The organism is Paenibacillus sp. HWE-109 (genome assembly GCF_022163125.1).
In the GTDB taxonomy this organism is placed as follows: Bacteria; Bacillota; Bacilli; order Paenibacillales; family NBRC-103111; genus Paenibacillus_E.
Map to the genome: position 1 here is coordinate 4,125,683 of NZ_CP091881.1, position 26,161 is coordinate 4,151,843.

Genomic DNA, 26,161 nt, shown 5'->3' on the forward strand with positions numbered 1-26,161 from the left:
TGAACGGAGAACGATCTGCTCTTTGTAGTCATTATATGAAGCAAATGAAAAAATGCCTGTATGCACAAGATGTGCTTACAGGCATTTTCCTTTTATGAACAGCTCTATTCCGTAACTGTTGTTTTGGATTTGTCCAATGAGTCCGGTTTCCCTCGTTCGTTGCAGCGATAGCAGATACCTTGAAAATCAAGTCGATGATCCAGTACTTGAAAATTGAAATCACGGTCTAACCTTTCTTCCAAAGGTCCGAGCCAGTCTTCCATAATTTCATCAACGGATCCGCATTGTACGCAAATTAAATGATGGTGATGGTGACGTGTACTGTCATCACGCAAATCGTAACGCGCTACACCGTCGCCAAAATTCATTTTTTCCAAAACATGCAGTTCGCTCAGCAGCTCCAAAGTTCGGTATACCGTTGCCAGTCCGATCTCCGGAGCTTTATCCTTTACGAGCATAAACACGTCTTCCGCGCTTAAATGATCTTGTTCATTTTCTAAAAGCACGCGCACTGTCGCTTCCCGTTGAGGGGTAAGCTTGTACCCTTGGGATTGCAGTTGCTGCTTTATTTTCTCGATCCTTGCTTCCATATGCCTCCCCCTCAGAAAGGTGGGCATCCAAGCCCAATTTTAGCCACTCTTTTTATTATAGGGGGAGCTTGCTGACAAAGTCAAACATAAACATACATAACCCCATTACCCATAGAGGCCAACGAGCATCGGTGTTACCCATTTCATCATCATTTGGGAGACATATCCTTCCCACAGGGCTGCCCCCAGAAGAAAGGCTCCCATCGTAAGTGTTAGTGTTGTATATCGCATGAAAGGTTGATACATGCTGCCATTTCGGCTCATAAACCGATTCTTAATCATATAAATTGAGAAGGCCATGGCCGCTACACTGCAAAAGAGGATGGCCGGAATGACAATCAAATTCTGCGGAGCTACGGAAACAAGAGCAAACAATAATCCTTTCCAGGACATTTGTCCAACTAAATAGCCCACTGTGAAGCCGATCAGCACTCCTTTGAGAAAATCAAGCACGAGAATTAAAGGCAAGCCGATAACTGACAAACCAAATAGCCAAATCAATAAAATCCATTTCATATGCATGCCGAAAGCTTGAACGAACGATTGCTTGCTGTCAAACTCAGCTCCATCATTGACTTCATGGAAAAAACTGCCCAAATGCCTGGTCATTTCCTGCTTTTGTTCCAACGAAAGAGCATTCACCATGACAGCGCCAAACACGACACCGATGATGAAAAGTACGGAGACGAATATAAAAAGCGGCAAATTATCCTTCATATATTGTTTCATCGTTAGGTTTCTATTCACCCTCGCTGCTCCTTCCTTGTACAACCTGTACAAAGACAAGCTTATGAGCGAGCGCACAAAACTATGAACGATTTTTCACTTTCCCGTACCTGCCGCCTCCGCCAACCTCTAGCTGCAAAGTCCCTTCCCGGGCTTGAACTAAATAAGCAGCAATGTCTTCTCCGATCTCACTTGCCAAGTCTTCTCTGGCGGCACGATGCAGGACATTCATCTCGGTCCCGAAGCGTCTGAGCAGTTGATCCAGCTTTTTGGGTCCAAGTCCAGGGATGAATTGGAGCGGGATTTGAAAATGATACGGCGGGCGATAGGGCGGCACATAGGCTGTATCCCGATCCGCCAAAGCCATAATCCGATCCATGACGCCTCTGATGATCTTAGGGCTGCCGCAATCTGCACATCGCAGGACGGTCCCTTCACTTTCATCCAAGATAGCTTCGCACACACTGCAGTAAGTTCTATGATATTTACCCAAACGTGGATTAAGTCCATAATTGGCCGTTATCCCACGTCCTTCTTGCCTGTGCAAGGCTTTAACCAGCTCTTCAAAAGTTGGCGCTGCCAAGCGCATTTGGTTGTATTCGCGACCGATCTTAGCCAACGAATGCGCATCGGAGTTCGTCACAAACGTAAAGCGGTCCAACTCCGAAATCATTCCCGCCATGTCCGAATCAGAGCTTAGTCCCAATTCGACAGCCGAAATTTGGTCCAGGTCCAGCAAATCCTCCATTCGCTGCACAGCGCTGCCATACACGCTTTTGTGCGGTGTGAAAATATGCGCGGGAATCAAGATGCCCCCTCTTCCAACGATCTCATCTTGCAGCGTGCGTGCCGGAACATAGATGCGTTGTGAGCTAAGCTCGACATTTTTCATATGCCCCTTCATCCACTTGGTAAATTCTTGCATCACAGCAAGATTAGGCATATAGGCAAGCAAATGCGCAGCGCCCATTCCAGGATCACGCACTTCAATCTCGCTGCCAAGCATGATCGTCGTATCCTGATAACGGATACCTCCGCCAGCCAACTCTTCCATTTCTCCCCGATCCAAATACGTCATGATATCTTCCTGCACAGAAGGCGAATGGCAATCGATGATTCCGATCACTTCCATGCCTTTTCTGACTGCTGCTTCATGCGCAATATTGAAAAAGGTCAAATCATTAGCCGCACTAATTTTTACGGCTTGCCCTTTCTCCGATCGACCGATATGAATATGGAGGTCAACGTAATAAGAATTCATTGCATTTGCCCTGTTAAGCGGTACAACTGCCAGGCATAAACGGCCAAGATCGTTTTGGCGTCGCTGATCCGTCCTTCACGCATATACTGCTGGGCTTGTTCCAAGGTGATCGCCTCGCATTCCAGAAACTCATCTTCATCCGGATTCGCATCGCCTTTCACCAAATCCTCAGCCACATAGAGGTGGATAATCTCATCGGCGAATCCAGGAGAGGTGTAGAAGGAGCTCACAAGCTTGATATTGTCAGTCCGATAACCCGTTTCTTCCTCTAATTCTCTTAAAGCGGCTTTCAACGGCTCTTCGCCTGCATCCAGCTTGCCTGCAGGAATTTCAACCTGGCTCTTCTCCAGCGGTTTTCGGTATTGCTCGACCACGATCATTTTATCGCCAAGCAGCGGAATGACTGCAACAGCACCTGGATGCTTAACAATTTCACGCGTGGCTAATTCTCCGTTGGGCAGACGCACATGGTCTACTTGCAGAGAAATGATTTTACCTTTAAAAATTTGTTCGGACTTTTCGGTTATTTCTTCGAATTTTTTGTGTAATGACATCGTAACACCTCTTCGGATTAGTTGGTCTAACTTGTCCCACTTACGCATATCGTTCATTATATCAAAATTTTACCTGAAAAGAGGAAAATGGATATGAAGAGCTATGTTACCGATCGCCAAATCAGGCTTGTAGGAAAAGTATGGGAAGTCAAACGTCAATTGCAGTTAATGCTGCAGCAAGGTGGAAATAATATTACGGTTGTCGACTATGTATCTGACCTGCGTACTCCGCAGCTGAACAAATCGCTTGGAAATACGCTGGGTCCTGTTGTAATCCCCTTCCCATCGAGGTAATCTCCACGGGATAGCGAGTTAATGCTTCTGTCATTTCTTCCAGCGAAATAGTCGGCATATAAGCAAGTGTATGTCCTTGCAGACGATGAACTTGCTTTCGAAGATAAGCTTGCTGCTCCTCAGCCAAGCTCGGCAGAGGAACATGGGCAGGGCAGACAGCGGCCAACTCAAGCGCAGTCAGCGTATGGTGGCTAATACCGCGGTGCCGCTCACGCAGGTCTGCAAAGGATAGACGCGGGATGACAATCGGTGTCCCGCGGAGAACATGAACAGCGTTCACTAATTCACCAATTTCTAGACCTGAATAACCGTAGCGGGTCCCCGTTCCTACGATACCCGGTCCCATGGTGACCACGCACAGATCCGCCTTCATTACATGCTTGGCAGCGAGCAATGCGCTGAATTTATTAACCGCTTCAATACTTCCTCCGTAAGCTTGCCCATAGGTGATCGCCCCCTCAATCCACCCTAAAGCTTCCAGATGAGCCACATGTTGGCTCCAACGCAGCGGAAGAGCTCCGCCATCGGTCATGATATACGCGACCTTCAACGGGCCTCCAGAGCCTCTCCTGAGCTCTCTGTCCTGCAACCAGCACATGACCACCGGCAGCATGCTATGCAATTCTCCCAACAACACTGGCATCCCATCCAAATGAACATCCTTATTGAAAACAGAATGGTAGGCACTAACCGGCTCTTCGACAGCCATTACGCTCCGCTGCATCGGGGTGTATTTGAGTTTCATAATATGCCCATCTGAACTCTGTCCTAGTGGTTCTTCATCCACCCCGTGCTTGTGAACAACGATATGAAAGCCCCCTGAATTGAGCGCCAGATTGATCGCAGTTACATTCAGTCCTACCCCATCTCCCACAACTAGCAGAAAACCTGCGTCCGTATAATGTACCGCCTGCGCTAGATCTCCATTGGGCATCCGAACGGAAACGATTTGGAGCCCTTCTCTGACGGAATCAATTCGTTCAACCGTGCCGTTTTCTTTGATCATCATCCTGGCGTTCCTCCGAGCATGTATTTCTTGAAGCATATGAGGCTGCCCGCTTCCTTAGAAATAAAAAAAGACCCGCCGCCCTATTAAGGCAAACGGATCGTCGGAAGATCTTTATGAAGTTAAACGTTCGCAGCTTCTTTCACAAGAGCTACAACCAATTCGGCCGTTTTCACCAAATCGCTAATCGCAATATGTTCTTTGACCGTATGAATTTCCAGGTATCCTACGGCTAAGTTTACCGTCGGAATCCCCATGCCATTAAAGATGTTGGCGTCGCTGCCCCCGCCGGAATGGAATGTCTTAGCCGTCAAACCAAGCGTTGCAAGCGCTCTGCTAGTCAACTGTACGATAGGCGCTGAATCATCATGCATATAGGAAGCATACACGATTTCCGCATTAAACTCGCAAGTTGTCCCTGCATCCGCAGCAGCGGATTCACAAGCTTGCTTCATCGCGGCAATCTGCGCTTCCAACTTGTGCTGAACAATACTGCGAGCTTCCGCTTCCATCTTCACCTTATCGCAGACCACGTTCAGCGGACCTACGCCAGAGAAGCTGCCAATGTTCGCTGTTGTTTCATTGTCGATTCTACCTAATGACATGCGGGAAACCGCTTTGCTAGCAACTTGGATCGCGCTGATGCCATCTTCTGGATTAACACCGGCATGAGCCGATTTGCCATGGAAAATAATTTCGATTTCGGCACGCCCAGGAGCCGCGGTCGCAATATCCCCGATGCTGCCATTGGAATCAAGCGCAAAGCCGAATTCCGCCTCCATCATACTGCGATCCATGGCGCGAGCGCCTTTCAGACCGCTTTCTTCCCCTGCGGTAATAACGAATTGAATGCGGCCATGCGGAATATTCTGCTCTTTCAGCACTTGAATACCTTCCATCATCGCGGCAATTCCCGCTTTGTCATCACTGCCCAGAATTGTGGTGCCATCGCTGCGGATGTACCCGTCTTCCCCGATTTGCGGTTTAATGCCTTTGCCAGGAGCTACCGTATCCATGTGGGACGTAAAGAATATCGTCGGAATCGCAGCGTTGCTGTCGGTAGCTTCCAGGGTGCAGATCAAATTCCCAGATCCATGACCGCTTTTGGCCTTGGAATCATCTTCTACCACATGCAGGCCTAGTTGAATGAACTTTTCTTTGAGCACGACACAAATGTCTTGCTCGAAGCCAGTCTCGCTATCGACTTTCACAAGTGAAATAAATTGTTCCACTAATCGGTTCTGTTGAATCATGTACTTTCCTCCGATACTTACTTTGAGTTACAATAAAACAGGACAAGCTTTACGAAAAAGGAGTGAATACCATTGTTACAGAATAAACGTTGGTTCAAAGTTGTGATCTATATTATGCTGATCGTCATGCTCTTATCCAGCCTATTGTTTACTGCCGGACTATTTTTTACTTCCTAACCCTTAATAAATCTTCGTATCCGCATTATAGCTTTCCAAGTTTTCTTTGACTCTTTGCAGGAACCGTCCACAGATGACACCATCCAGAATCCGGTGATCGAGCGATAAACACAGGTTCACCATGGAACGAACAGCAATCATATCTTGAATAACGACAGGCTTCTTCACAATCGATTCGAAGGTCACAATGGCTGCTTGCGGGTAGTTAATGATCGGATAAGACAGAATCGACCCAAAGGAGCCTGTATTATTTACCGTAAATGTTCCGCCCACCATATCATTCAGCGATAATTTCCCCGCCCGTGTTTTCTTCGTTAATTCATCAATCTCTCTGGCTAATCCGGCGATGTTTTTTTGATCCGCTTTTTTGATAACTGGCGTCATCACGGAATCTTCTGTCCCTACGGACAACGAAATATTAATATCACGTTTGACGATAATTTTATCGACAGCCCATACCGAGTTAATAATTGGATAATCCTTAATGGCATTGACAACGGCTTTCAGCATAAATGCCAAATACGTTAAATTAATGCCCTCGCGGCGCATAAATTCGTCTTTCACTTTGTTCCGCAGCACTACGAGATTGGTCACATCCACTTCAATCATCGTCCACGCATGCGGAATTTCTGTGACGCTTTGCTTCATTCGTGAGGCGATGGCATTCCGAATAGGCGTAACATCGATGAAATGCTCATTTCGCGAGTCAAGCGAATGGCCTTCTGCCTCGATCAGCGGCGTCTGTGGATTCGCTGACAGATGAATGCCAGAGCTGCGAACCGGCAGATTAGCCGATTGCGTGTCAGGCTGAGCGGCAACTGGCGTACTTACAGCAGTCGGCTGCTGCACTGTCGCCGCTGGCGCCGGGGCAGAGACTGGATTCGTCGCACCGCCGGAGGCGATGAATTGCTCGACGTCCTTGCGGGTAATACGGCCCCCAAGTCCAGTTCCAGCAACGCGTCCCAAATCAACGTTGTTGTCTTGCGCGATCCGATGAACGGCTGGCGAGAAGCGCCCGCGCATGCTTTGATCGCTCTCTTCGGCAAGAGCAGCCGCTTCGTGGTTCGGCGCGCTCGGCGCTGGCGCCGACGCTGCTGAGCCGGATACGGTCTCTTCTATCAAACAAATCGCTTCGCCTACAGCCGCTGTTTCGCCGTCGCCGACGATGATTTTCACCAGTTTGCCTTCGATGGGAGAAGGCATTTCGGTATTGACTTTCTCAGTGAAAAGCTCACAGATCACATCATATTGTTCAATATAATCGCCAGGCTGCTTAAGCCATTTGCCGATTGTAGCCGAGACGAGGCTTTCCGCCAAATGCGGAACAGTAACCTCGGTAAGCCGGCTGTTGGTTTGCGTCATAATTGTACCTCCTAAGGTTCAGGAACTGATCCATTCTCATATCTATAAAGCAGCATGAAAAGAAGTTTATTAGAACATAGCAAGCTGACGCATAGCATCCTTCAGCTTATCTGCATTAAGCAGGAAGAACTTCTCCATTGGCGGGTTGCTGCCTACAGCAGGAACGTCCGGTCCACAGAGTCTGGCAATCGGCGCATCCAAGTCAAAGAACATCTCTTCGGCGATGATGGCTGATACTTCCGCGCCAACCCCGCCAGTTTTGTTATCTTCATGAGCAATAAGCACTTTACCTGTTTTCTTCGCGGCTTCCAGAATAGCCTCTTTGTCCAGCGGCTGCAAAGTCCGAAGATCAAGCACATGGGCCGAAATCCCTTCCTTGGCGAGCTCTTCGGCTGCGAGCAGGGCGTAGTTCACGACCATCCCGTACGCAATAACGGTGATGTCCGTCCCTTGTCGCTTCACGTCAGCCTTGCCGATCGGAACGATGTAATCGTCATCCGGCACGTCCGCTGAAAGCGCCAAATAGCACTTCTTGTGCTCGAAGTACAGCACAGGATCCGCATCGCGAATAGCCGCCTTAAGCAGCCCCTTGGCATCATAAGGATTCGAAGGCGCTACGATCTTGATTCCTGGCGTGCCGAAGAAAACCGACTCTGGGCACTGTGAGTGATAGAGCGCTCCTGCACCAGTTGCTCCGTAAGGCGCACGAATGACAATCGGGCACGTCCAGTCATTGTTGGAACGATAGCGAATTTTGGCGGCTTCGCTCAGAATTTGATTCGTCGCCGGGAAGATGAAATCCGCGAACTGAATTTCGGCAATCGGCTTCATGCCATACATGGCTGCTCCGATAGCCACGCCAACAATAGCAGATTCAGCCAGCGGAGTGTCGAGAACACGCTCCTCACCGAACAGATCGCGCAGACCTTTGGTCGTGTTGAGAACGCCGCCCTTGCCTACATCTTCACCAAGAACAAATACATTGTCATCGTGCTGCATTTCCTCCTGCATAGCAGAGCGGATTGCTTCCAAATAAGTAATGACTGCCATAATTAGTTGCCATCTCCTTCTGCATAAACGTGGAGAAGCGTATCTTCCGGTTTCGGATACGGCGCAAGATCCGCATACTTCGTAGCCTCGTTGATTTCTTGTTTCTGTAGCTCTTGCAGCTCACGATCCTGCTCATCACTCCACAAGTCGCATTCCATCAGGTATTCCTTAAATTTCAAAATGCCGTCTTTTTGCCTGTTTTGCTCAACTTCCTCTTTGGTCCGGTACAGCATGTCGTCATCCGATGTGGAGTGCGGCATCAAGCGGTACGATACCATCTCAATCAGCGTAGGTCCATCGCCGCGAACCGCTCGTTCTCTGGCTTCTTTGGTAACCCGATACATTTCAAGCACATCGCTGCCATCCACCTGCACCCCTGTGAAACCATAGCCTAGCGCACGATCTGAAATTTTGCCGGCTATTTGCTTATGCAGTGGAACCGAAATCGCATATTGATTATTTTCACAAACGAAAATGACAGGCAGCTTGTGAACACCTGCAAAATTACAGCCTTCATGGAAATCCCCCTGATTGCTGGAGCCTTCCCCGAAAGAAACAAACGTTGCGAAATTTTGTTTTTTCATTTTTGCAGCCAGTGCGATACCCGCGGCGTGCGGCACTTGCGTCGTCACAGGGGAGGACCCCGTTACGATATGATTTTTCTTATCGCCGAAATGTCCGGCCATTTGACGGCCGCCGCTGTTCACATCTTCCGCTTTGCAGAATACAGCCAGCATTAAATCTTTCACCGTCATACCCACAGCCAGAACGAAAGCATAATCACGATAGTAAGGCAGGAAATAATCCTTCTGAGCTTGCATGGCAAAAGCCATCCCTACCTGTCCTGCATATTGACCCATACCAGAGACATGAAAAGGAATTTTGCCTGCACGCTGCAGCATAAAAGCCCGCTCATCATATTTCTGAGCAAGGTTCATCACTTTATACATACGAATGGCTTCATCATCTGATAAATCTAATTGTTGATGCTTATAAAGTTGACTAACGGACATGGAGTTGGCCTCCTTAATAAATTTTAGTCTCAGAATTTAATACCTGGTCCTAAGACTTGACTCTATAAGCTTATTATAAACGCAAACGTTTATGATTACAATTTTTATCCGCTAATTGCAATCCCATCCACGGCTAGCATCGCTTCGCCCAGCGCTTCCGACAATGTGGGGTGCGGATGAATCGTTTGTCCAACTTCCCATGGCGTAGCATTCAGCACTTGGGCAAGAGCCGCTTCCGTAATACTGTTGGTCACACTCGGCCCAATCATGTGCACACCCAGAATATCATTCGTTTCGCTATCGGCAACGACTTTCACGAAACCATCCGTATCGCCATAGACCAGTGCTTTCCCTATCGCTTTGAAACTGAATTTGCCAACTTTCACTTTGTGCCCCAAATCAATGGCTTGCTGCTCCGTCCAGCCAACATTAGCAATCTCTGGTCTTGTATAGGTACATTTTGAAACGAGATGGGTTTGGAGTTCATGAGGTGTTTGGCCGGCAATATGCTCGGCAGCCAAAATCCCTTCATGGCCAGCCATGTGCGCTAACATGAGTCCGCCAATAACATCTCCAACCGCATAAATATGCGACTCTGAAGTTTGCATAAAGGAGTTCACTCGAATAACGCCTTTATCAATTTTAATATCCGTATTCTCCAGTCCAATCCCCTCAATATTCGCCATTCGTCCTACAGATACAAGCACTTTATCTGCTTTCAGTTCAACGATTTCACCTTGCTTGTCCGCTTGCAGGGTAACCGATCCAGCTTCAATCTTGACCGATTCTGCAATGACTTTGGCACCCGTTACTAGGTTAATGCCCCGCTTCTTAAACAAACGTTCCAGTTCCTTAGAGATATCCGCATCTTCCAAAGCAACCAACCGCTTGTCCAGCTCAACAATCGTAACCTCAACGCCAAAATCACGCAGCATGGATGCCCATTCCACCCCAATGACGCCTCCACCAACGATAATAATCGACTTCGGCAGTTCTTCCATTCGCAAAGCATCTTCACTCGTCAAAATATGGGTCCCGTCAATCGTAAGTCCTGGTAAGCTTCTTGGTCTCGAACCAGTGGCAATAATCAAATTGCTGGAAAGCAGAGTTTCGATATCGCCATCTTCCTTCTCCACTGAAACAGCCCCGCTGCGCGGAGAAAAGATCGAAGGACCAATAATCCGGCCATTGCCGGCGTGCACGGTGATTTTATTTTTCTTCATCAAGAATTGCAGCCCCTGATGAAGCTGATCCACAATCCGCCCTTTGCGCGCCAAAACAAGATCAAATTTGAGTTCAACGGACTCAGCTGTAATTCCGTATTCCTCGCTTTTTTGCATCGTTGCGAACACTTCTGCACTGCGAAGAAGCGCTTTGCTCGGTATGCAGCCTTGATGCAAACATGTGCCTCCAAGCTTCTCACGTTCAACAACGGCAACCGTCTTCCCAAGTTGTGCAGCCCTGATTGCCGCGGTGTATCCTCCTATGCCTCCACCTAGTACAACAACATCATATCTATGTTCACTCATTCCAAATTTCCTCCCTATTAAACATTCACTTTCCTCATATGTATACGTTAGTCTCTATTATATTACCCTTTTTTGAGTGCGAAATCATAGTCTTATTTGTGAATTAGACACACTAACAGATTCAGAGTATGATGATAGAAAAACCATGAGACCAAACAGTAAGGAGCAGCTATGAGAGCCCCATTTTACCGATTCATCGCCATTTTACTTCTTGTTATACCCGGTCTAACCGCTACTTATGGGTTTCTGGCCATGAAGGATGCCTTCTTCGCCCAATTTGATCCAGATGGTCATCTCCTGTGGGGGAAATTCATTCTGGGCCTTATTTTATTTCTATTAGGTGTGGCTTTTATTGGCGGATGGACCTTTTTTCGTGATCGCAAACGCAACTATTTGGCACCGCGCTTTAAGCCAAAACGTCGTAAATAGACCGATCCTTCAAGTTCGGCCTAAACGGTCTAACCAATTCAACAAACGGTTTCGTTCAATCATTCGTGTAAGCGAACTTACTTCAGCCAGCTTATGCAGCAAGATTAGTCCTGCGATAATAAAAACCTGCACCCACCAAGGGAAAGTGATCATTACCTCGTAACCGAGGGTAAAACCTAGAAGGTTAGCTCCAGCGTCACCCAGCATGCCTCGACCGCCGATATCAAGCTTATATAAACATACAGCTCCTATAGAGACTGGCAGGATGGGTACGAACTCCGCTGCGGGCAAATGCAAATAGAACAGCCCGATTACCCCAATTAAGAAAGTCATGGCAACGTACGCTTTTAACGAGCGGCCTGGACGCACATCGAGCAAGTTTAGCGTATTCGTCATCAATACGAGCAGCAAGATTCCTACCCCCATCTCCCAGATGGGGGTTTTTCCACTGCCATCAGATACCGTCAACCAAGCCGCTGCCATCAGTGTTCCAACTGCTTTGACAGCGCCCATTGACATTGTTTTCGTATTTAGCCAGTAACGGTAGTGGCCGCTAAAACCTTTAATCGCCTTGCTGCCGATAAGATCATCTGTCCATCCGATCAGGAAAATGACCGTGGCGGCTAGCAGGTACATCCGATGATTTGTTTCCAGCGAACTCACATGAGCAAGCTTCAGGATAAGCTCCTGCAGCCACAGAAGCAGCCACAGCACAATGCCAAAGCCGCGCGGGATCGATTGGCCTGCATAATTCAGCTCCACCTGATGATGAGCCTCCAGAAACCGCTGGACATGAGGCAGCAGCCACCGTCCTGCCCCTGCCAGTACAATCAGATCGAGGAACGATCCGACGAAACCCATGCCCGCTTCCTCTCCTTCCAGCGGCTCAGCAGCGTAAACCCAACTGCGGCGAATTGTCTGCCGCGGTGAAGGAATCCGTGCCAATCCCGCCCCGTTTCGCGGTGCATGATCGGCACGTCAAGCTCCACGATGCGCATGCCGCTGCATGCCGCATCGATCGTCAGCGCGACTTCCACGCCGAAGCCGCGGGCGAAGTTCCGCAGCTCCCGGAGCCGGTCCGCCCGCACCGCGCGCTGTCCGGACAAGGGAGCTTCCGTCTCATAGCCGCTCAGCCTGCGGATGCCGCGGCGAGCCAAGCCCTTCACCAAGCCGAAGCCCGCTTTGACGCCGGACGGCGGCAGCTTCGCAATCGCCATGTCCGCTTCGCGCCGCAGCAGCGGCTCGATGAGGACAAGCGCCTCCCCCGCGGTTGCCTGCAAGTCGGCGTCCAAGAAGAGCAGCAGCTCGCCGCGCGCCTCGGCTACCCCTGATTGCAGCGCCGCTCCTTTCCCGCGGCGCCGCCTGTGCCTAACCATCTTGTCGACCCATGGCCAAGCTGCCTGATAGGTGTTGTCTCGACTGCCATCATCCACCACGATGATCTCAAAGCTTAGTATTTCCTTCCATCTATGCTCGGCATGTGCCTGAAAATGACACAGCGTCTGCTCAATGGTACCTGCCTCATTCCAAGCCGGAATGATCACCGAAACATCGGGCTTCATGATCCGCCCCCCAATCTCCATACAACATGGGCAGCTCGCCTCAGTATCCAGTGCATTTGAAATAGTCCCAGTCCAATGAAAAAGAGAGAAAGAACAATCGTCGTCACGGCTTCTTTCTTCCAAAAAAAAGTTGGCTTACAGAGCGCGCCAATACTCTTGATATCCACTAATCTGGCCCCGATCTTCATCCTCACTAACAGTGTGCTGCCCATGCCTGCTCTGCCTTTCTCCAGAAAATCAATCATATGGGTATGGGCTCCCACTGTTACCAGCCATTCTGCGCCTTGTTCATTGGCTAATAACAGCGCAAAGTCCTCGCTTGTCCCAAAACAGGGCAGCACATGAGCAAATAACCCTAATGCGTCCGTACGAACCAGTCCCGGAGCTCTGCCATCCGGGTACGCATGAACAATGAGTTCTGCACCGCAGGTGAGCGCCCTATCCGTCACGCTGTCCATATCTCCTACAATAAGATCAGGGAGATAACCGCATTCAAGCAGCGCGTCAGCGCCCCCGTCAACCCCGATCAGAACCGGCTTCACCTCGGCAATAAAAGCTTTGGCCGCACACAAGTCCTTTTTATGTCCCCTTCCTCTGGAAACGATAAGTACATGTTGATGTACCATCTCCGTTCGCAGCTTCAATGGGGGAAGCGGCTCCATAACCGCATGCTTTTCCCGCAACGCATAGGTCAGTGAGTTTTCGATGAACTGTTCCATCAGTGTATCCGTTCGAGCGTTCGCCTGCTGCTGTAAATCAAGCCATTTTTCCCTTGTAAATAAAGTGCAGGCTGCGTGTCGATCATTGAAACGAAGCTCATTTTCATAAATGGTAATCTCGGAATTAGGCAGAAAATCTTCAAAGGTTGAATTGTCCACTTCCAGGATAGGAATTTGTTGTTGGAGCAGCATCAGGGGCCCTTGTGTGGGAAAAGTTCCGCTCATCGTCGTTTCACAATTAATAACAGCTTTTACCTTGTGATCAATAAGCTCTTGCGCAACCACTTCATCCAAATCGCGATGCTGGAGAACGACCACTCTCCCAAGAGGCAAATCTCGGAGCAATATCTTGGTGACCGCCCCAACACTTACCTTTCCTTTGCAAAGCGGCATCGGTTTGGTCGTAAACAATGACAACGAAGACCAATTCATGACAGACACCGACTTTCCTTTCGTCTGATAATGAACCTATTGTATCCGTTGCCATGAAATTCTATGTATAAATTGCCTACCGATTGGCAAGCATTGGATGCTAATCAATCAATAACTTCCCATTCCACCTGTACCATACGATCCATCCATGTCCGAATATTAATCTCTATCGCGCTTTCGATTTCTTCATCTGTCATCTCGCCCAGTTTGTGTTCAGCGATCTCCAGAACGTCCTGTTTAACCATTTCCCCGGCAATTGCCAGTTGAACTTGAATACGCATCGTGTTCCCTCTCTTCTGCATAAATGATCCTATGATTATAAATAAACTTTCCATTGCTGCGGCATGCTTTATTGCTTACAATAAAGTAGTCATCATTAAACTTCACCCAAGAAAAGAGGAAATCCAATGTCACGAACACAAGCACAGAAACAAAGACAGCGCAGTTTACGGGAAGGCAAGCTGGACCCAACGATTCAACGCTTACATTGGCATGGCGTAAACCCTGTATCCAAAACCACACCAACCCTGAAAGAATTGCAGAATAAACAATTGCATAAGCACAAATCAAGGAATTTGAACCATTCGCATGGGGACGATTCCTTTTTTCATATGGTTTTAGCGGCTTGAATCATGATTCCATGCTCAGCAGCATAGCGAATTAATGCCTCTGTTTCTTCCGGTCGAAACGTATATTTACAATCAAACCCATTGAAAAACAACGTCCAAGCCTTGACGTCCCCGTTATCCTCGACGGACAACTCCGCCACATATAAGGAATCCGGTTCATCTTCGAACTGCAGCCCGATATGCAACTGCACCTTCCCATCTATCACATCCTGCTCACAATAGTCCATGATCACCTTATAGGACCTCCTATTGAATAAAATCTTTTTTATTTATATAATATACTAACGCGCCCAAGCGAACAAAGATATGGGCATGCAAGTCTTAGGAGGAATTTCATATGGCGTATGATCCGCAAGTAGTAGATGCAACAATTGTTAGCGACAATAAAAAGAATGGTCTTTTCGAAGTTGTCGTCTCATTGAAAGACCGCAACAAATGCCGTCTGTTCTTCGAGAGAAATTCCGAAACTGGCATCGGCAAAGTGACTGATTTGAATAGATTAATGAAAGAGCCTTGCCCGATTTGCCGCAAAGATTACCTTTGCAACTGCCTGGATCGCTACAAAGAATCCATTGCGGATCAAGCACTGGCTTTCATTAAATAATCAGCAGGGCATAATGAAGAGGCTGTGTCAAAAGGTTGCAAACCTTGCGAGCAGCCTCTTTTTTCTGTCTTGCGAGAAAATAAGGCAGCCGAAAGTGCTTATGTACCCCGCGGACAGTAATAGACGCCAATAAGTAAACAGGCTTTGCCACCTTGAGAGATCAGCCTTTAATTAGCGACAAAACCTATTAAGGGAACTCTGGTGCGCTATTTGGGCAAATAGTAGGGATGCGCTGGTGTATCCCTGAGCTCGCCCAAATTCTATATGTAAATAAAGGATCTAAGCAGATACAAGCCGCTTAGATCCTTTTTCATTCAATTGTTATCTTTCCATATGCTTCATACGCAGTTGATAATCCACACAAGCCTGGATCCAAGCTTGCACAATGTCAGGATTTGATGCGAAATGCAAATGCGTGTAACCCGCTACGACATTGCTTTGCACAATGCCCTCCGCTTTGGTGCCTAGCCGGCCTTTGGACCAGAAAGCTGGTTGCACTTCAGCCTGCTCATCCAGTTGAAGCGTCGAATAATGGAATTCATGGCCGCGCGCTTGTTGCCCAGCAGGAAGCAAGAAGTTGCCTTCGGTGCCCGTCACTTCACGGTAGCCGAGCGCCGCTAGCTTCTTCTGCATGGTAACGGTACCTGGGACAATGCCCACCATCGGATACGCGTTTCCTGTGGTATCTACAATTCGATCGGTTAGATACATATAACCGCCGCACTCTGCCAGTGTTGGGATTCCCTCCTGGATCCGGTTGCGGACTGACAGCTTCACAGGCTCATCAGCCCCTAGACGCGCTGCAAACTCCTCTGGAAACCCTCCGCCGATATAGAGGCCATCAGCTTCTGGAGGCACTTCTTCTCCTGCCAGTGGCGAGAAATAGAGACATTCAGCTCCGCTTGCTTCCAGAAGTTCAATATTTTCCGGATAATAAAAATGAAAAGCAGCATCTTTCGCAATAGCTATTTTCACCCGTTTAGCCGTAGTCGCAGTTTCAGCCTTAAACAAGCTTGGCTGGCTTTCAATCTGCTTAGCCTCGGCCGCTGCCAACAACAAATCCAAATTGAGATGAGCCGTCATTTTCTCCGCCAAATGATCAAAAAAAGGCTGCAACTCGCCGCGCCCAATAGATGGTACTAGACCTAAATGTCGTTCCGGCAGTTCCATGCCGACATCTTTGGGCAAATAGCCAAAGACCGGAATGCCGCATTCCTGCTCAATAGCTTGCTTGACCATCTTATAATGGCCTTCACTGCCTGCACGGTTAGCAATCACGCCTACGATGCGATCCCCTTGCCCAAACTGCTGAAATCCTTTTACAATCGCCGCTACACTTCTTGCCATGCTGGCAATATTAACGACAAGCACGACGGGAGAGTCTAGAATACGCCCGATATCCGCGGTACTTCCTTCATCGGTTAGCGGATCTTTGCCATCGAACATTCCCATTACACCTTCGATCAGGGAAATATCCGCGCCCAAGCTGCCGCGTTGGAAAATTTCCTTCACAGCATCGCGTCCAACCATCCAAGAGTCCAGATTGCGCGAAGCTCTCCCTGTAACGGCTGTATGATAGGTGGGATCAATATAATCAGGACCGCATTTAAAACCCTGAACAGCAAGCCCACGCTTCTGAAGCGCGGCCATAATCCCGATCGTTATTGTCGTTTTCCCAACACCGCTGCCTGTTCCGGCAATGACCAGACGGCGCGCCATCACTTGTCACCTTGCCCAGGCTCAGCCGATGTCTCAAACTCAAGCAAGCCCACAGAAATAGTGACGTTGCCGGATTTCTTCTTAATCAACGTCAGCTTGTCTTGCCCGATATACAGCTTAACGGCTGGCTCACTCACAGCATAAGCGCCCGTGAATTTAAATACCGTCTCTGAAGGCGCTTCTACATGAACCGTGTTCAACTGTTCCGGTGTAAAGTAATTAAACTCCCAACCGTGTTTACGAGTCACTTCAAGCAGCCCTTCTTCGTCCTTCTTTAAATCAATCGTACAAACGGCCTTCACACTGCGGATTGAAAAAGATAACTCTTCCAGCGTTTCCGCAATGACTTGTTCAATTTCTTCAGATGCCGTTCCGCGATTGCATCCAATGCCCAGAACTATAACCTTAGGCCGGTACAGCACGCCGTTCGACAGAATACTTTGCTCTTCCGGTTTCAGCATCCGGTGTGTGATCAGCAGGACCGCATTCGGTTCGCTTGCGCGCCCCTCGGCAATCGTGGCAAATCGCACGATGTTCGGAGGGACCGGCCGCTCATGCGTCCACCAATTAGGTTCGCCGGATTCCTGAATCACTGCAATCTTCTCTTCATTCACGACCGCCGCGCTCACCGGCGTCAATTTATCCGCAGAATCCCAAACCCAACCAAACCGACGGCCGAAGAGATCGACAGGGATCGTTTTTTGCACATCCGACGCTGTCGTAATGATGGCTCTAGCCCCGATAGCCGCCGCAACTTCGTGCGTCAATTCATTGGCTCCGCCCAAATGGCCGGATAGAACGCTAATCACATTGTCCCCATTATCATCGATCACGACGACACCGGGATCTTGCTTTTTATCTTTTAACAGCGGAGCGATCATACGCACTACCGCACCTAGCGAAATAATAATGATAAGTCCTTGATAAGCGGGAAACAAAGCCGGAAACAGCATTCTCACACTGCCCTCAAACAGTTGTATCGAGCGCTGCTCTTCATCTCCCTTAACGAATTTACTCATGTAATAAACATCTGTACCACTCATCTGCTCATTCAGTTTACGAGCGATTTCTACACCATGTTTCGTAATCGCAACAACGGCAAAATCATTCTTTTGCCGAATTTCCGGGATTACCCCCTCTTGCAAACTGATCATGGCTTTACCCCTCTGCGAAAACGGTGGGTGAAGGATTTATCATAGAGTTTCGAACGATATTCCTCCTTGCCATGAATCTCAGGATCAAGCGCCCAGCCAGCCAAAATCATCGCATGAGAACGAATGCCATGCTTGCGCATATCTTCTTCCAACTGACCTACCGTTGTACGCACAATGAGTTGATCCGGCCAAGTCGCCCGCTGCACGACAGCTACAGGCGTCTCTTCACTCCAACCTGCTTCTACAAACTCGCTGACCACTTTTTTAATCAAGGTTGCGCTCAAAAATAAAGCGATCGTACAGTGATGTGCAGCAAGATCTCTTAATTTCTCAAGTTCCGGCACCGGGGTGCGCCCTTCTGCCCGTGTCAAAATAACCGTTTGGGTAAGGTCTGGAATTGTCAGTTCTGCACCAACAGCTGCCGCTGAAGCGAAAACAGAGCTTACCCCAGGAACAATTTCGTAGCCGATATTCTCTTTGCGCAGCAGCGCGATTTGTTCCATCGTTGCACCGAACATGGCCGGATCGCCGGTATGGACGCGCACGACCATTTTCCCTTGTTTTAAGCGATCAACGATAATGCCTACCATTTCGGCCAAATCCATTCCCGAACTTTTCAACACTTCCGCTTCCGGCTTTGCTTTGGCAATCAGTTCTTCATTCACCAGAGAATCCGTGTACATCACGACATCCGCTTGCTGAAGCAGCTTTAAGCCTTTTACAGTGATCAAATCCGGATCTCCCGGGCCTGCGCCAATAATATAAAGTTTCATCTATTTTCTCACCACCATTAAGGTTAAATATTCCAGTTCACGGCCCTGCAGCTCTTCCACATTGCGCCAAATTTCCTCTTCCGAAGAAGTCACCTTGGTAAGCACGGAGGCTTTGTTCACAAGCCCTAAGTCACGCAGCACCGAAAGCATCAAATCGATTACTTTGGCCACTTTAATAAATACAACGCAGTCATGTTCTTCAATGGCTTTACGCATCTTGTCATAATCGTCCATTGCCGGAACAATTGCGATCTGCTCATCCCCGTCAGCCAAAGGGATACCGAGCCTGGAAGCCGAAGCGTTGATGGACGAAATGCCGGGAATCGAGACAGCTTTCACTTCAGGATGACGCTCGTTCATGAGCCTCATCAAGTGAATATAGGTGCTATAAATCATCGGATCACCCTCGGTTACGAAAGCGACATCCTTCCCTTGCACCAAATGTTCCCAGACACTCTCTACCGTCTTCGTCCATTGTATTTCCAAAGCTTCTTTATCCCTTGTCATTGGAAAAGTGAGTCCCATCATCTCTTTTTGCTCAGTGTTTACGTAGAGCTCTGTAATCGCCAGCGCATAACTTTTGGCGCCGCGCTTCTTTCTTGGGTAGGCGATAACCGGGCATTCTTTCAGCAGCCTGAAAGCTTTCACTGTAATTAATTCCGGGTCCCCAGGGCCTACCCCTAATCCATACAGCGTTCCAAGATTACTCATCGCCGCTTCCTCCCTCGTCGTCATCTTGCTTGCGCTGTGCTGTGATGATATAAATCGGATTCAATGCATCAAATCTTTTCATATGTAAAATCGGCTTGCTGCGCGATACTTGCACGAGTGAAATCTGTGTGGTAAACCCAACCTTTGTAAAGGTTTTGTCTGCTTCATACAGCGTCTCAATCGTCGCGGCATTCAGAACAATCCGACCGTTCGGCTTTAATCTGGCTGCGCAGATCTCCAGCAGTTCTTGCATTTCGCCGCCGCTTCCACCAATAAATATCGCATCTGGATCAGCGAAGTCCTCCAGTCCCTTAGGTGCTCTACCATGGACAGCCGTTAGATCAACGCGAAATTTGGCGCTGTTTTCCAAACAATTGCGAAGATCATCTTCATTTTTCTCAATTGCAAATACGGCACCTTCACGGGCAATGCGCGCAGCTTCGATGGCAACAGAGCCTGTACATGTGCCGATATCCCAAACCACACTGTCTGAGCGCAGCCCTAATTGGCTGATGCTTAGTACGCGCACCTCTTTTTTGGTAATTAGCCCTTTATCGGGTTTCCGTTGGGCAAATTGGTCATCTTCAATCCCCAGGGGCCAGGCGGGGCCAGCCGTTTGTCTTTTCAAAACAATAACATTCAACGGTGAAAACGAAGCGCCTACTAGTTGATCCAAATCGTACCAACCAACTCGTTCGTCATCTCCCTCCAAGTTCTCGGCTACGAATGCCCGATATTCGGTCATGCCAAAAGACAGCAAATAAGCCGCAATGGCGCTCGGTGAATTCGTTTCATCGGTCAGCAGCGCGACCTTCTCTTTGCCGTCAATTCGCTGCGCTAGACCCTTGATACTGCGGCCATGGACACTCGTAATATAAGCATCGTGCCAGCTTTCTCCCATCCGGGCAAAAGCCAACTGAATAGAGCTGAGCGCTGGATAAAACGCAACCCCTTCCAGCTTTTTGGCGACGTAGCCTCCTATGCCATAAAATAAAGGATCGCCCGATGCCAAAATCACAACCGAGCGTTCTTCCTTCTGAAGTTTTTGAATCAGCTCAGGCAAGCTGCCCTTAATTACGATTTTCTCCCCTTGAAAGTCAGGAAAAAAAGCCAGAATGCGCTCTCCGCCAACCAGCACTTCACTCTCGTCAATCCATTTCTTGTACAAAGGAAGTAGACTCCCTTGACCGTTATCGCCGATTCCGATTAATTTCACTTGTTTGCTCATTCGTATCCCATCTCTCCATTCTGCCCGTGCTTCACCATGGCCGATTTACCTAACAGCTCGGCTTTCATGGAAATAATGACGGTTTCAATGCGATCGAACCCATCGCGACCTACCTCTTCAAGTCCGGCCAAATTACAACGTTCACATAACCGTTCAAAATATCGCAAATAGCCTTGTGCGGCCATCATATCTCCTACCTGTGAGGCCGTATTCGCACCTCTAATTTCGGCCACCAGCTCATCTGATGCCTCCGATTCAATCGCCACTTGGGCAAGAAAATCGAAATCAACCGCAGCCGACTTGGAATGCACCATCATTACGCCCTGTGCCACTTTCGAGAATTTCCCCATCATGCCAACCAGGGTAATTTTGCGGATGCCTTGGCGCTGTGCTTGAGTCAAAGCAAACCCGACGAAGTCCCCCATCTCGATGAAGGCTTCCTCCGGTAGCTCGGGATACATATTGATCCCGAAGATCTCGGTCCGGCCACCCGTCGAAAGCACAAGCTGATCGCAGCCGCATTTCACAGCGACGCGAATCGCCTGTGCGACGCTAGCCTTGTAGGCCGCGGTCGAGAACGGCACCACCGTTCCGCGGGTGCCGAGGATCGAGATCCCGCCGAGAATGCCCAGACGCCCATTCAGCGTCTTCTTGGCGATCTCTTCGCCGGCGGGAACAGAAACGAGCACGTCAACTCCGTGCTCGATCTCATAATGGTCAAGCACACCCTGCACGGTTTCGCGGATCATCTTCCGCGGCACCGGGTTGATGGCCGCTTGACCGACCTCGACCGGCAGGCCGGGCTTGGTTACCCGCCCGACGCCAACGCCGCCATCGATGCCGACGCCTGGCTCGGCACGGAAGCTCACGCGCACGATGATTTCCGCACCGTGCGTCGCATCAGGATCATCGCCACCGTCCTTGATGACGGTGGCTTCGCCCCACTGCTGCGTAAAGGTGCAGCTGGTCAGGGCAAATTCAACCGTCTCCCCAATGGGGATACGGATTTGCACGAGCTCTTGCGGCGCTTGCTCAATCAGCGCCACAAGAGCCGCTTTGGCTCCTGCCGTTGCGCAGGAGCCAGTCGTATAGCCGTGACGCAGCGGCTTGTCCGGCACATCCTGCATCGGCGCTACTCCTTACGCGACGCCATAATCGACAGCGCGTTGACGGCTGCTACGGCAACCGGGCTGCCGCCCTTACGGCCTATATTCGTGATGAATGGAATATCCAGCTTCGCTAACTCATCCTTGGACTCGGCTGCGGATACGAATCCAACCGGCACACCTACGATAAGTCCTGGCTTTGCGATCCCCTCTTTAACGAGTCGAATCAATTCGAGCAAGGCTGTCGGTGCATTCCCAATCGCATAGATGCCGCCGTCTGCTTCTTTGATCGCTTTGCGAATAGAAATAATCGCACGCGTCGTATTTAATCGCTTCGCTTCCTCCATCACATCTTTATCGGAGATGTAAACTCGGACATCTCCACCGAATTGTTCAATACGGGGTTTGCTTATACCGACTTGGACCATTTGCACATCGGCAACAACGATTTTACCTGCCCGGATAGCCGCAATTCCTGCTTCGATCGCTCGCGGGTGAAAGACGAGACTGCGCCCGAGCTCAAAATCCGCAGATGCATGAATGACCCGCTGAACGACTGGATATTGCTCCGCAGTAAAAGGGTGCTCACCAAGTTCCTCGGTAATCATCTCAAAACTTTTCTCCTCGATTTCCTGTGGTTGCACGGTTAATGGCTTAAATTCCGTATGAAAATCCATCTTGATTACGCCTCCTTGTGGATCTGGATACTATCATTTATGAATTGAATAACCCCTTCGAACTCGGAATATAGTGTTCCATATTCCAGCTCGGGCCGGCCAATGACTATACTTGGTATGCCCATTTCCAGCGCTGCTTCAAGCTTCTCATCCACAGCACCGACTTTCCCGCTCTCTTTGGTTATCATCAGAGTGACTTTATAGTGATCGTACAGAGCTTTGTTTAGTTCTTTGGAGAATGGCCCTTGCATCGCGATAATATTTTTTTGCTCAATACCTAGTTCTTCGCATTTCTCCATATTATCCTGACGTGGCAGCATACGCGCAATCAGTCTTGTGTCCGACAGTCCCACCAATCTATCGGCAAAGATTTTCAACGTTTTGCTGCCGGTTGTGAGCATGATATTGCCTCGTTTATCGGCTGCAAGCTCAGCAGCTTGCTTATAATCGTCTACGGTCGTAATTAACGCGCCTTGTTCGATCGAGAGGCTCTGACGTTCAAAGCGAACATAAGGAACTTCAGCCAGTTTGGCAGCGCTCATCGCATTCTTTGAAGCTTCTTCCGCAAACGGGTGCGTTGCATCAACGACAAGGGGAATCCCTTTATCCCGTATCAACTGGTTCATGTCTTCTGCGGTTAAGCGGCCTGTGAGAACGGGCAAGCCTTCGGTTTCCATGCTCTTCGCAGCGCTTTCCGTTACGACCGTCGTCAGCACCTCATAGCCTGCTGCGCGAATTCTCAGAGCCAGTTCGCGGGCGTCACTAGTACCTGCAAGCACGAGAATGATCATTTGGTGCCTCCTGTGTGTGCATGGTCGTGTTTATGATCATGGTGATCATGGTGATCATGGTCATGATCGTGATGGTCGTGGTCATGGTCATGGTGATGATCATGGTGGTCGTGATTATGATGGTCATGATCATGGTCATGATGATGGTGGTCGTCGTGATCATGATGATGGTGATGGTCGATATGTTTCATTGCTTCCAAACGATATTGGCACATGTCGCAATTCATCTTCACTTCATCTTGGAGCGCTTCTTGTGCTCGGCCAATCAGAATGTCTTGCAGCAGCGGATGGAATCCAAAGTAAGGTGCCAATTCAAATTCCTGCTCCGGATATGTCACACGATAACCTTGAACCATTTGTTCCATACGTTGAATCAACACGCCCGTAAACAAGAAGTAAGGTAATATAATCACTTTCTTCGCACCAAGTCGCAGACAGCGTTCAATGCCTGCATCCATAAGCGGAGCTGTTACCCCGATGAATGCTGTTTCAACCCACTGCACTTTGAGTTTCTCCCAGAATAAACGGGAAATTTTGAAAAGATCGCTGTTCGCATCCGCATCAGAGCTGCCACGTCCTACAATCAGCAGAGCTGTTTCTTCCAAATCATCCTCAGCGCGAACACCTAGATTTTCCAGTCTGGAGGTTAAAATGTCGAGAATTTGTTCATGTACACCAATCGGTCTGCCATATGTAAATTTCGCCAACGGATATTTCGCCTTGGCCTCATCGATTGCAGCAGGGATGTGAATCTTGGCGTGCCCGGCTGAAAACAAAATAATCGGGATGACAACAACGTGTGTGGCACCCAGTTCTATACAACGATCAATTCCTTGCATGATAGTAGGTTGTACAAATTCCAGGAAACAAGTTTCCACAATTTGTTCTTTCATCTTGCTCGCAATTTCCGAAACGAACAGACGAACCTCTTCATTGCCGCCTTCTTCCCGGCTGCCATGCCCCACAAATAGAACTGCATTCATTTCTTATGTCCTCCCATTCCTAATCGCCGCAAAGCGCATTTTCAATGACGAAACCTACAGCTTCTTGGTGGCGATATCCCTCAATCTCTTTGACACGTTTGAAAAATTTATGAAAGCGCTCGTTCGGATGTCCTTCTTTCTTGTACCGCTCGACAATTCGCGTCACCAAATCCACCAGTTCATTTGGCTCAATGCCTTCAGCTACGGGCTGAGCAGCATGGGCATTCCTGCCGACGGTTTTACCTCCAAGAAATAAATCGAACTTCTCCTTGCGATAAACAATGCCGATATCTTGCTGAACAGCACCATAACACGCCATCCCACAGCCGTTGAAACCGATCTTCAATTCTTTGGGTACTTCCAAATTGCCGATTCGGTTATGAATGGCTTCCGCATACGGGATGGAGTCGCCTTTCTCCAAATTGCAAAAATCACATGCTTTTATTTGCGCAACATCACCGATGGGCGACAACAGCAAGCCAAGCGCGCTAAGCTCTGAAGTAATTCGATTCGGATCATCGGTTTGCACGCGAACGATCAACTGATGATGCGGGGAATATTCAATATCCCCACGGTCTCCCACAATCTCTCCAAGAGCGCACAACTGCGCAGCTGACATTTTTTTATTCGCGATGCCAGGACTGACAGCAAACTCAAAAATCGCTTGTGTCGCAATCAACTTAGAGTCGAACGCCAAAGCCGGACTATCCTTCCCTTGTGAGACCAACTGCAATGCTTCCATCGCCAATTGCAAGGAATTGCTGGATTGCGCTTGTGGTGATGACTTGAGCAGCGCTGGCTCAGCATTGTCTACAGACTCATCTTCTTCAATAAGCTCGCCTTCTTCATCATAAGCTTCGAAGGACTCATCGAAATCCGCTTCATCTTCCAATTGCTCCAATGCCCACGGCTCTGCTTCCGACTTCAATCTTTGATGAGGTTTCAGAGGCTGCGTTTCTGCGCTTAAGGTATATTTCCGCTGATAACCGCGGGGTGTAATCATGAGACCTTCATATAACTTGGTCGCAGAATTCCCGATAATAATCGTGGTCAGCATGCCGATATCATGATTCAGCATGTCTTCGAGAGTTGTCACAACCGTATGCTGGCGATCGCGATACGCGCTTTTCACAATGCCAACCGGTGTAAGCGGGGAACGGTATTTCAACAAAATTCGCTGGGTCTCCACAATTTGCCTGGTTCTCCTGCCACTCCGAGGGTTATACAGCGCGATCACGAAATCGGCCATTCCCGCGGCTTCTACCCGCTTCGCAATTAACTCCCATGGTGTCAGATGATCACTTAAACTAATTGTACAAGAATCATGCATAATAGGAGCTCCCAGCAGGGAACCGGAAGAGTGTACTGCCGAAATCCCCGGTATGACTTCAACCTCTACGCCGCCTTCACGTTTCCACCCTTGCTCCATTAGCACTTCATACACTAGCCCGGCCATCCCGTATACGCCGGCGTCTCCACTCGAGATGACAGCTACTTTCTTGCCTAGTTTAGCTTGTCTGACAGCTTCCTGAGCACGACTGACTTCTTCCGTCATCCCCGTCCGGACAACCTGCTGCTCCGACAATAAGCCGGCAATCAAATCAACATAGGTGTTATAACCAATGATGATTTCACTCTCTTGAATGGCTTCCCTTGCGCGTTTGGTAATATGTTCAAAGCTCCCTGGGCCAAAGCCAATAATGAGCAATTTTCCTGCCATTTCGGATCACCCTTTCTCCCTAATTAAGCTAAAAAAAAGCATTTCCAACATGAGACATGTTAGAAATGCTTGGTAAATTACTACAAGTCAATGAAACAGGAGTAACCGC

29 protein-coding genes are annotated in these 26,161 nt (G+C 48.8%); 4 read left to right on the forward strand and 25 right to left on the reverse strand.

Annotation, left to right across the window (positions count from 1 at the left end; all coding sequences use genetic code 11):
• Positions 1-104: 104 nt before the first annotated feature.
• The 6 genes from fur to LOZ80_RS17760 form a co-directional block, all read right to left on the reverse strand.
• On the reverse strand, positions 105-590 hold the full coding sequence (gene fur, locus LOZ80_RS17735; protein WP_189016936.1) for a ferric iron uptake transcriptional regulator: 486 nt from the start codon (positions 588-590) through the stop codon (positions 105-107).
• A gap of 105 nt (positions 591-695) precedes the next feature.
• Complete coding sequence (spoIIM, locus tag LOZ80_RS17740; RefSeq protein WP_238172578.1) at positions 696-1,337, reverse strand: stage II sporulation protein M; 642 nt, start codon at positions 1,335-1,337, stop codon at positions 696-698.
• 61 nt (positions 1,338-1,398) lie between these two features.
• Entirely contained in the window at positions 1,399-2,577 is a 1,179-nt protein-coding gene (locus LOZ80_RS17745) for an endonuclease Q family protein (protein ID WP_238172579.1), read from the reverse strand.
• Entirely contained in the window at positions 2,574-3,131 is a 558-nt protein-coding gene (locus LOZ80_RS17750) for an NUDIX hydrolase (protein WP_238172580.1), read from the reverse strand. The genes LOZ80_RS17745 and LOZ80_RS17750 overlap by 4 nt, the downstream gene beginning before the upstream one ends.
• A 193-nt stretch (positions 3,132-3,324) precedes the next feature.
• Positions 3,325-4,434, reverse strand: coding sequence for a DUF3866 family protein (locus LOZ80_RS17755; protein ID WP_238172581.1), 1,110 nt, complete (start codon positions 4,432-4,434; stop codon positions 3,325-3,327).
• A 119-nt stretch (positions 4,435-4,553) separates the two neighbouring features.
• The gene (locus tag LOZ80_RS17760) at positions 4,554-5,684 is read right to left on the reverse strand and encodes a M20/M25/M40 family metallo-hydrolase (RefSeq protein ID WP_189016924.1); all 1,131 of its coding nucleotides are present in this window, start codon (positions 5,682-5,684) and stop codon (positions 4,554-4,556) included.
• Positions 5,685-5,756: 72 nt separating this feature from the next.
• Here LOZ80_RS17760 and prli42 point away from each other — a divergent pair, with 72 nt between their 5' ends.
• Positions 5,757-5,861, forward strand: coding sequence for a stressosome-associated protein Prli42 (gene prli42, locus LOZ80_RS17765; RefSeq protein WP_189016921.1), 105 nt, complete (start codon positions 5,757-5,759; stop codon positions 5,859-5,861).
• Between the two features lie 3 nt (positions 5,862-5,864).
• Here the strand turns inward: prli42 and LOZ80_RS17770 are convergent, their stop codons facing one another.
• From LOZ80_RS17770 to lpdA, 4 genes are all read right to left on the reverse strand, one after another.
• Entirely contained in the window at positions 5,865-7,223 is a 1,359-nt protein-coding gene (locus LOZ80_RS17770; protein WP_238172582.1) for a dihydrolipoamide acetyltransferase family protein, read from the reverse strand.
• Between the two features lie 69 nt (positions 7,224-7,292).
• Positions 7,293-8,273, reverse strand: a complete 981-nt coding sequence (locus LOZ80_RS17775) for an alpha-ketoacid dehydrogenase subunit beta (RefSeq protein ID WP_238172583.1) — start codon at positions 8,271-8,273, stop codon at positions 7,293-7,295.
• Between the two features lie 2 nt (positions 8,274-8,275).
• Positions 8,276-9,286: a thiamine pyrophosphate-dependent dehydrogenase E1 component subunit alpha gene (locus LOZ80_RS17780; protein ID WP_238172584.1), complete on the reverse strand. Its 1,011-nt coding sequence runs from the start codon at positions 9,284-9,286 to the stop codon at positions 8,276-8,278.
• 104 nt (positions 9,287-9,390) lie between these two features.
• Positions 9,391-10,815 (reverse strand): dihydrolipoyl dehydrogenase, encoded by a 1,425-nt coding sequence (gene lpdA / locus LOZ80_RS17785; protein ID WP_238172585.1) that lies wholly within the window; start codon positions 10,813-10,815, stop codon positions 9,391-9,393.
• Positions 10,816-10,986: 171 nt separating this feature from the next.
• On the opposite strand from lpdA, the gene LOZ80_RS17790 reads away from it, so the two are divergent.
• Positions 10,987-11,244: a DUF2627 domain-containing protein gene (locus tag LOZ80_RS17790; RefSeq protein WP_189016896.1), complete on the forward strand. Its 258-nt coding sequence runs from the start codon at positions 10,987-10,989 to the stop codon at positions 11,242-11,244.
• A 9-nt stretch (positions 11,245-11,253) separates the two neighbouring features.
• Here LOZ80_RS17790 and LOZ80_RS17795 read toward each other — a convergent pair whose 3' ends face one another.
• From LOZ80_RS17795 to LOZ80_RS17810, 4 genes are all read right to left on the reverse strand, one after another.
• Positions 11,254-12,105 carry a hypothetical protein gene (locus LOZ80_RS17795; RefSeq protein WP_238172586.1) on the reverse strand — a complete coding sequence of 284 codons (852 nt, stop codon included), beginning with the start codon at positions 12,103-12,105 and terminating at the stop codon, positions 11,254-11,256.
• Positions 12,075-12,806, reverse strand: coding sequence for a glycosyltransferase family 2 protein (locus tag LOZ80_RS17800; protein ID WP_238172587.1), 732 nt, complete (start codon positions 12,804-12,806; stop codon positions 12,075-12,077). The genes LOZ80_RS17795 and LOZ80_RS17800 overlap by 31 nt, the downstream gene beginning before the upstream one ends.
• Entirely contained in the window at positions 12,803-13,957 is a 1,155-nt protein-coding gene (gene steA / locus LOZ80_RS17805) for a putative cytokinetic ring protein SteA (RefSeq protein ID WP_238172588.1), read from the reverse strand. The genes LOZ80_RS17800 and steA overlap by 4 nt, the downstream gene beginning before the upstream one ends.
• 104 nt (positions 13,958-14,061) lie before the next feature.
• Entirely contained in the window at positions 14,062-14,238 is a 177-nt protein-coding gene (locus LOZ80_RS17810; RefSeq protein WP_189016884.1) for a hypothetical protein, read from the reverse strand.
• 126 nt (positions 14,239-14,364) lie between these two features.
• On the opposite strand from LOZ80_RS17810, the gene LOZ80_RS17815 reads away from it, so the two are divergent.
• On the forward strand, positions 14,365-14,586 hold the full coding sequence (locus tag LOZ80_RS17815) for a hypothetical protein (RefSeq protein ID WP_189016881.1): 222 nt from the start codon (positions 14,365-14,367) through the stop codon (positions 14,584-14,586).
• Here the strand turns inward: LOZ80_RS17815 and LOZ80_RS17820 are convergent.
• Positions 14,565-14,819, reverse strand: coding sequence for a hypothetical protein (locus LOZ80_RS17820; protein ID WP_238172589.1), 255 nt, complete (start codon positions 14,817-14,819; stop codon positions 14,565-14,567). The two genes, LOZ80_RS17815 and LOZ80_RS17820, sit on opposite strands and share 22 nt — an antisense overlap.
• Positions 14,820-14,923: 104 nt before the next feature.
• On the opposite strand from LOZ80_RS17820, the gene LOZ80_RS17825 reads away from it, so the two are divergent.
• Entirely contained in the window at positions 14,924-15,190 is a 267-nt protein-coding gene (locus tag LOZ80_RS17825) for a hypothetical protein (RefSeq protein WP_189016876.1), read from the forward strand.
• 321 nt (positions 15,191-15,511) lie between these two features.
• Here LOZ80_RS17825 and LOZ80_RS17830 read toward each other — a convergent pair whose 3' ends face one another.
• Genes LOZ80_RS17830 through cobJ form a run of 10 tightly spaced genes read right to left on the reverse strand, consistent with a single transcriptional unit; the run spans position 15,512 to position 26,052 of the window.
• Entirely contained in the window at positions 15,512-16,909 is a 1,398-nt protein-coding gene (locus LOZ80_RS17830; protein WP_238172590.1) for a cobyrinic acid a,c-diamide synthase CobB, read from the reverse strand.
• Complete coding sequence (locus LOZ80_RS17835; protein WP_238172591.1) at positions 16,909-18,063, reverse strand: cobalt-precorrin 5A hydrolase; 1,155 nt, start codon at positions 18,061-18,063, stop codon at positions 16,909-16,911. Before LOZ80_RS17835 ends, LOZ80_RS17830 begins: the two co-directional genes overlap by 1 nt.
• Entirely contained in the window at positions 18,060-18,836 is a 777-nt protein-coding gene (cobM, locus tag LOZ80_RS17840) for a precorrin-4 C(11)-methyltransferase (protein ID WP_238172592.1), read from the reverse strand. The genes LOZ80_RS17835 and cobM overlap by 4 nt, the downstream gene beginning before the upstream one ends.
• Complete coding sequence (gene cobI / locus LOZ80_RS17845) at positions 18,837-19,547, reverse strand: precorrin-2 C(20)-methyltransferase (RefSeq protein ID WP_238172593.1); 711 nt, start codon at positions 19,545-19,547, stop codon at positions 18,837-18,839.
• On the reverse strand, positions 19,540-20,775 hold the full coding sequence (cbiE, locus tag LOZ80_RS17850) for a precorrin-6y C5,15-methyltransferase (decarboxylating) subunit CbiE (RefSeq protein WP_238172594.1): 1,236 nt from the start codon (positions 20,773-20,775) through the stop codon (positions 19,540-19,542). The genes cobI and cbiE overlap by 8 nt, the downstream gene beginning before the upstream one ends.
• Positions 20,772-21,902 carry a cobalt-precorrin-5B (C(1))-methyltransferase gene (locus LOZ80_RS17855; RefSeq protein ID WP_189016859.1) on the reverse strand — a complete coding sequence of 377 codons (1,131 nt, stop codon included), beginning with the start codon at positions 21,900-21,902 and terminating at the stop codon, positions 20,772-20,774. The genes cbiE and LOZ80_RS17855 overlap by 4 nt, the downstream gene beginning before the upstream one ends.
• Before the next feature lie 5 nt (positions 21,903-21,907).
• Positions 21,908-22,558, reverse strand: coding sequence for a precorrin-8X methylmutase (locus LOZ80_RS17860; protein WP_238172595.1), 651 nt, complete (start codon positions 22,556-22,558; stop codon positions 21,908-21,910).
• A 5-nt stretch (positions 22,559-22,563) separates the two neighbouring features.
• Positions 22,564-23,346 (reverse strand): precorrin-6A reductase, encoded by a 783-nt coding sequence (gene cobK / locus LOZ80_RS17865; protein WP_238173024.1) that lies wholly within the window; start codon positions 23,344-23,346, stop codon positions 22,564-22,566.
• Positions 23,346-24,332: a sirohydrochlorin chelatase gene (locus tag LOZ80_RS17870; RefSeq protein WP_238172596.1), complete on the reverse strand. Its 987-nt coding sequence runs from the start codon at positions 24,330-24,332 to the stop codon at positions 23,346-23,348. The genes cobK and LOZ80_RS17870 overlap by 1 nt, the downstream gene beginning before the upstream one ends.
• Positions 24,333-24,351: 19 nt before the next feature.
• Positions 24,352-26,052, reverse strand: coding sequence for a precorrin-3B C(17)-methyltransferase (cobJ, locus tag LOZ80_RS17875; protein ID WP_238172597.1), 1,701 nt, complete (start codon positions 26,050-26,052; stop codon positions 24,352-24,354).
• Between the last annotated feature and the right edge of the window lie 109 nt (positions 26,053-26,161).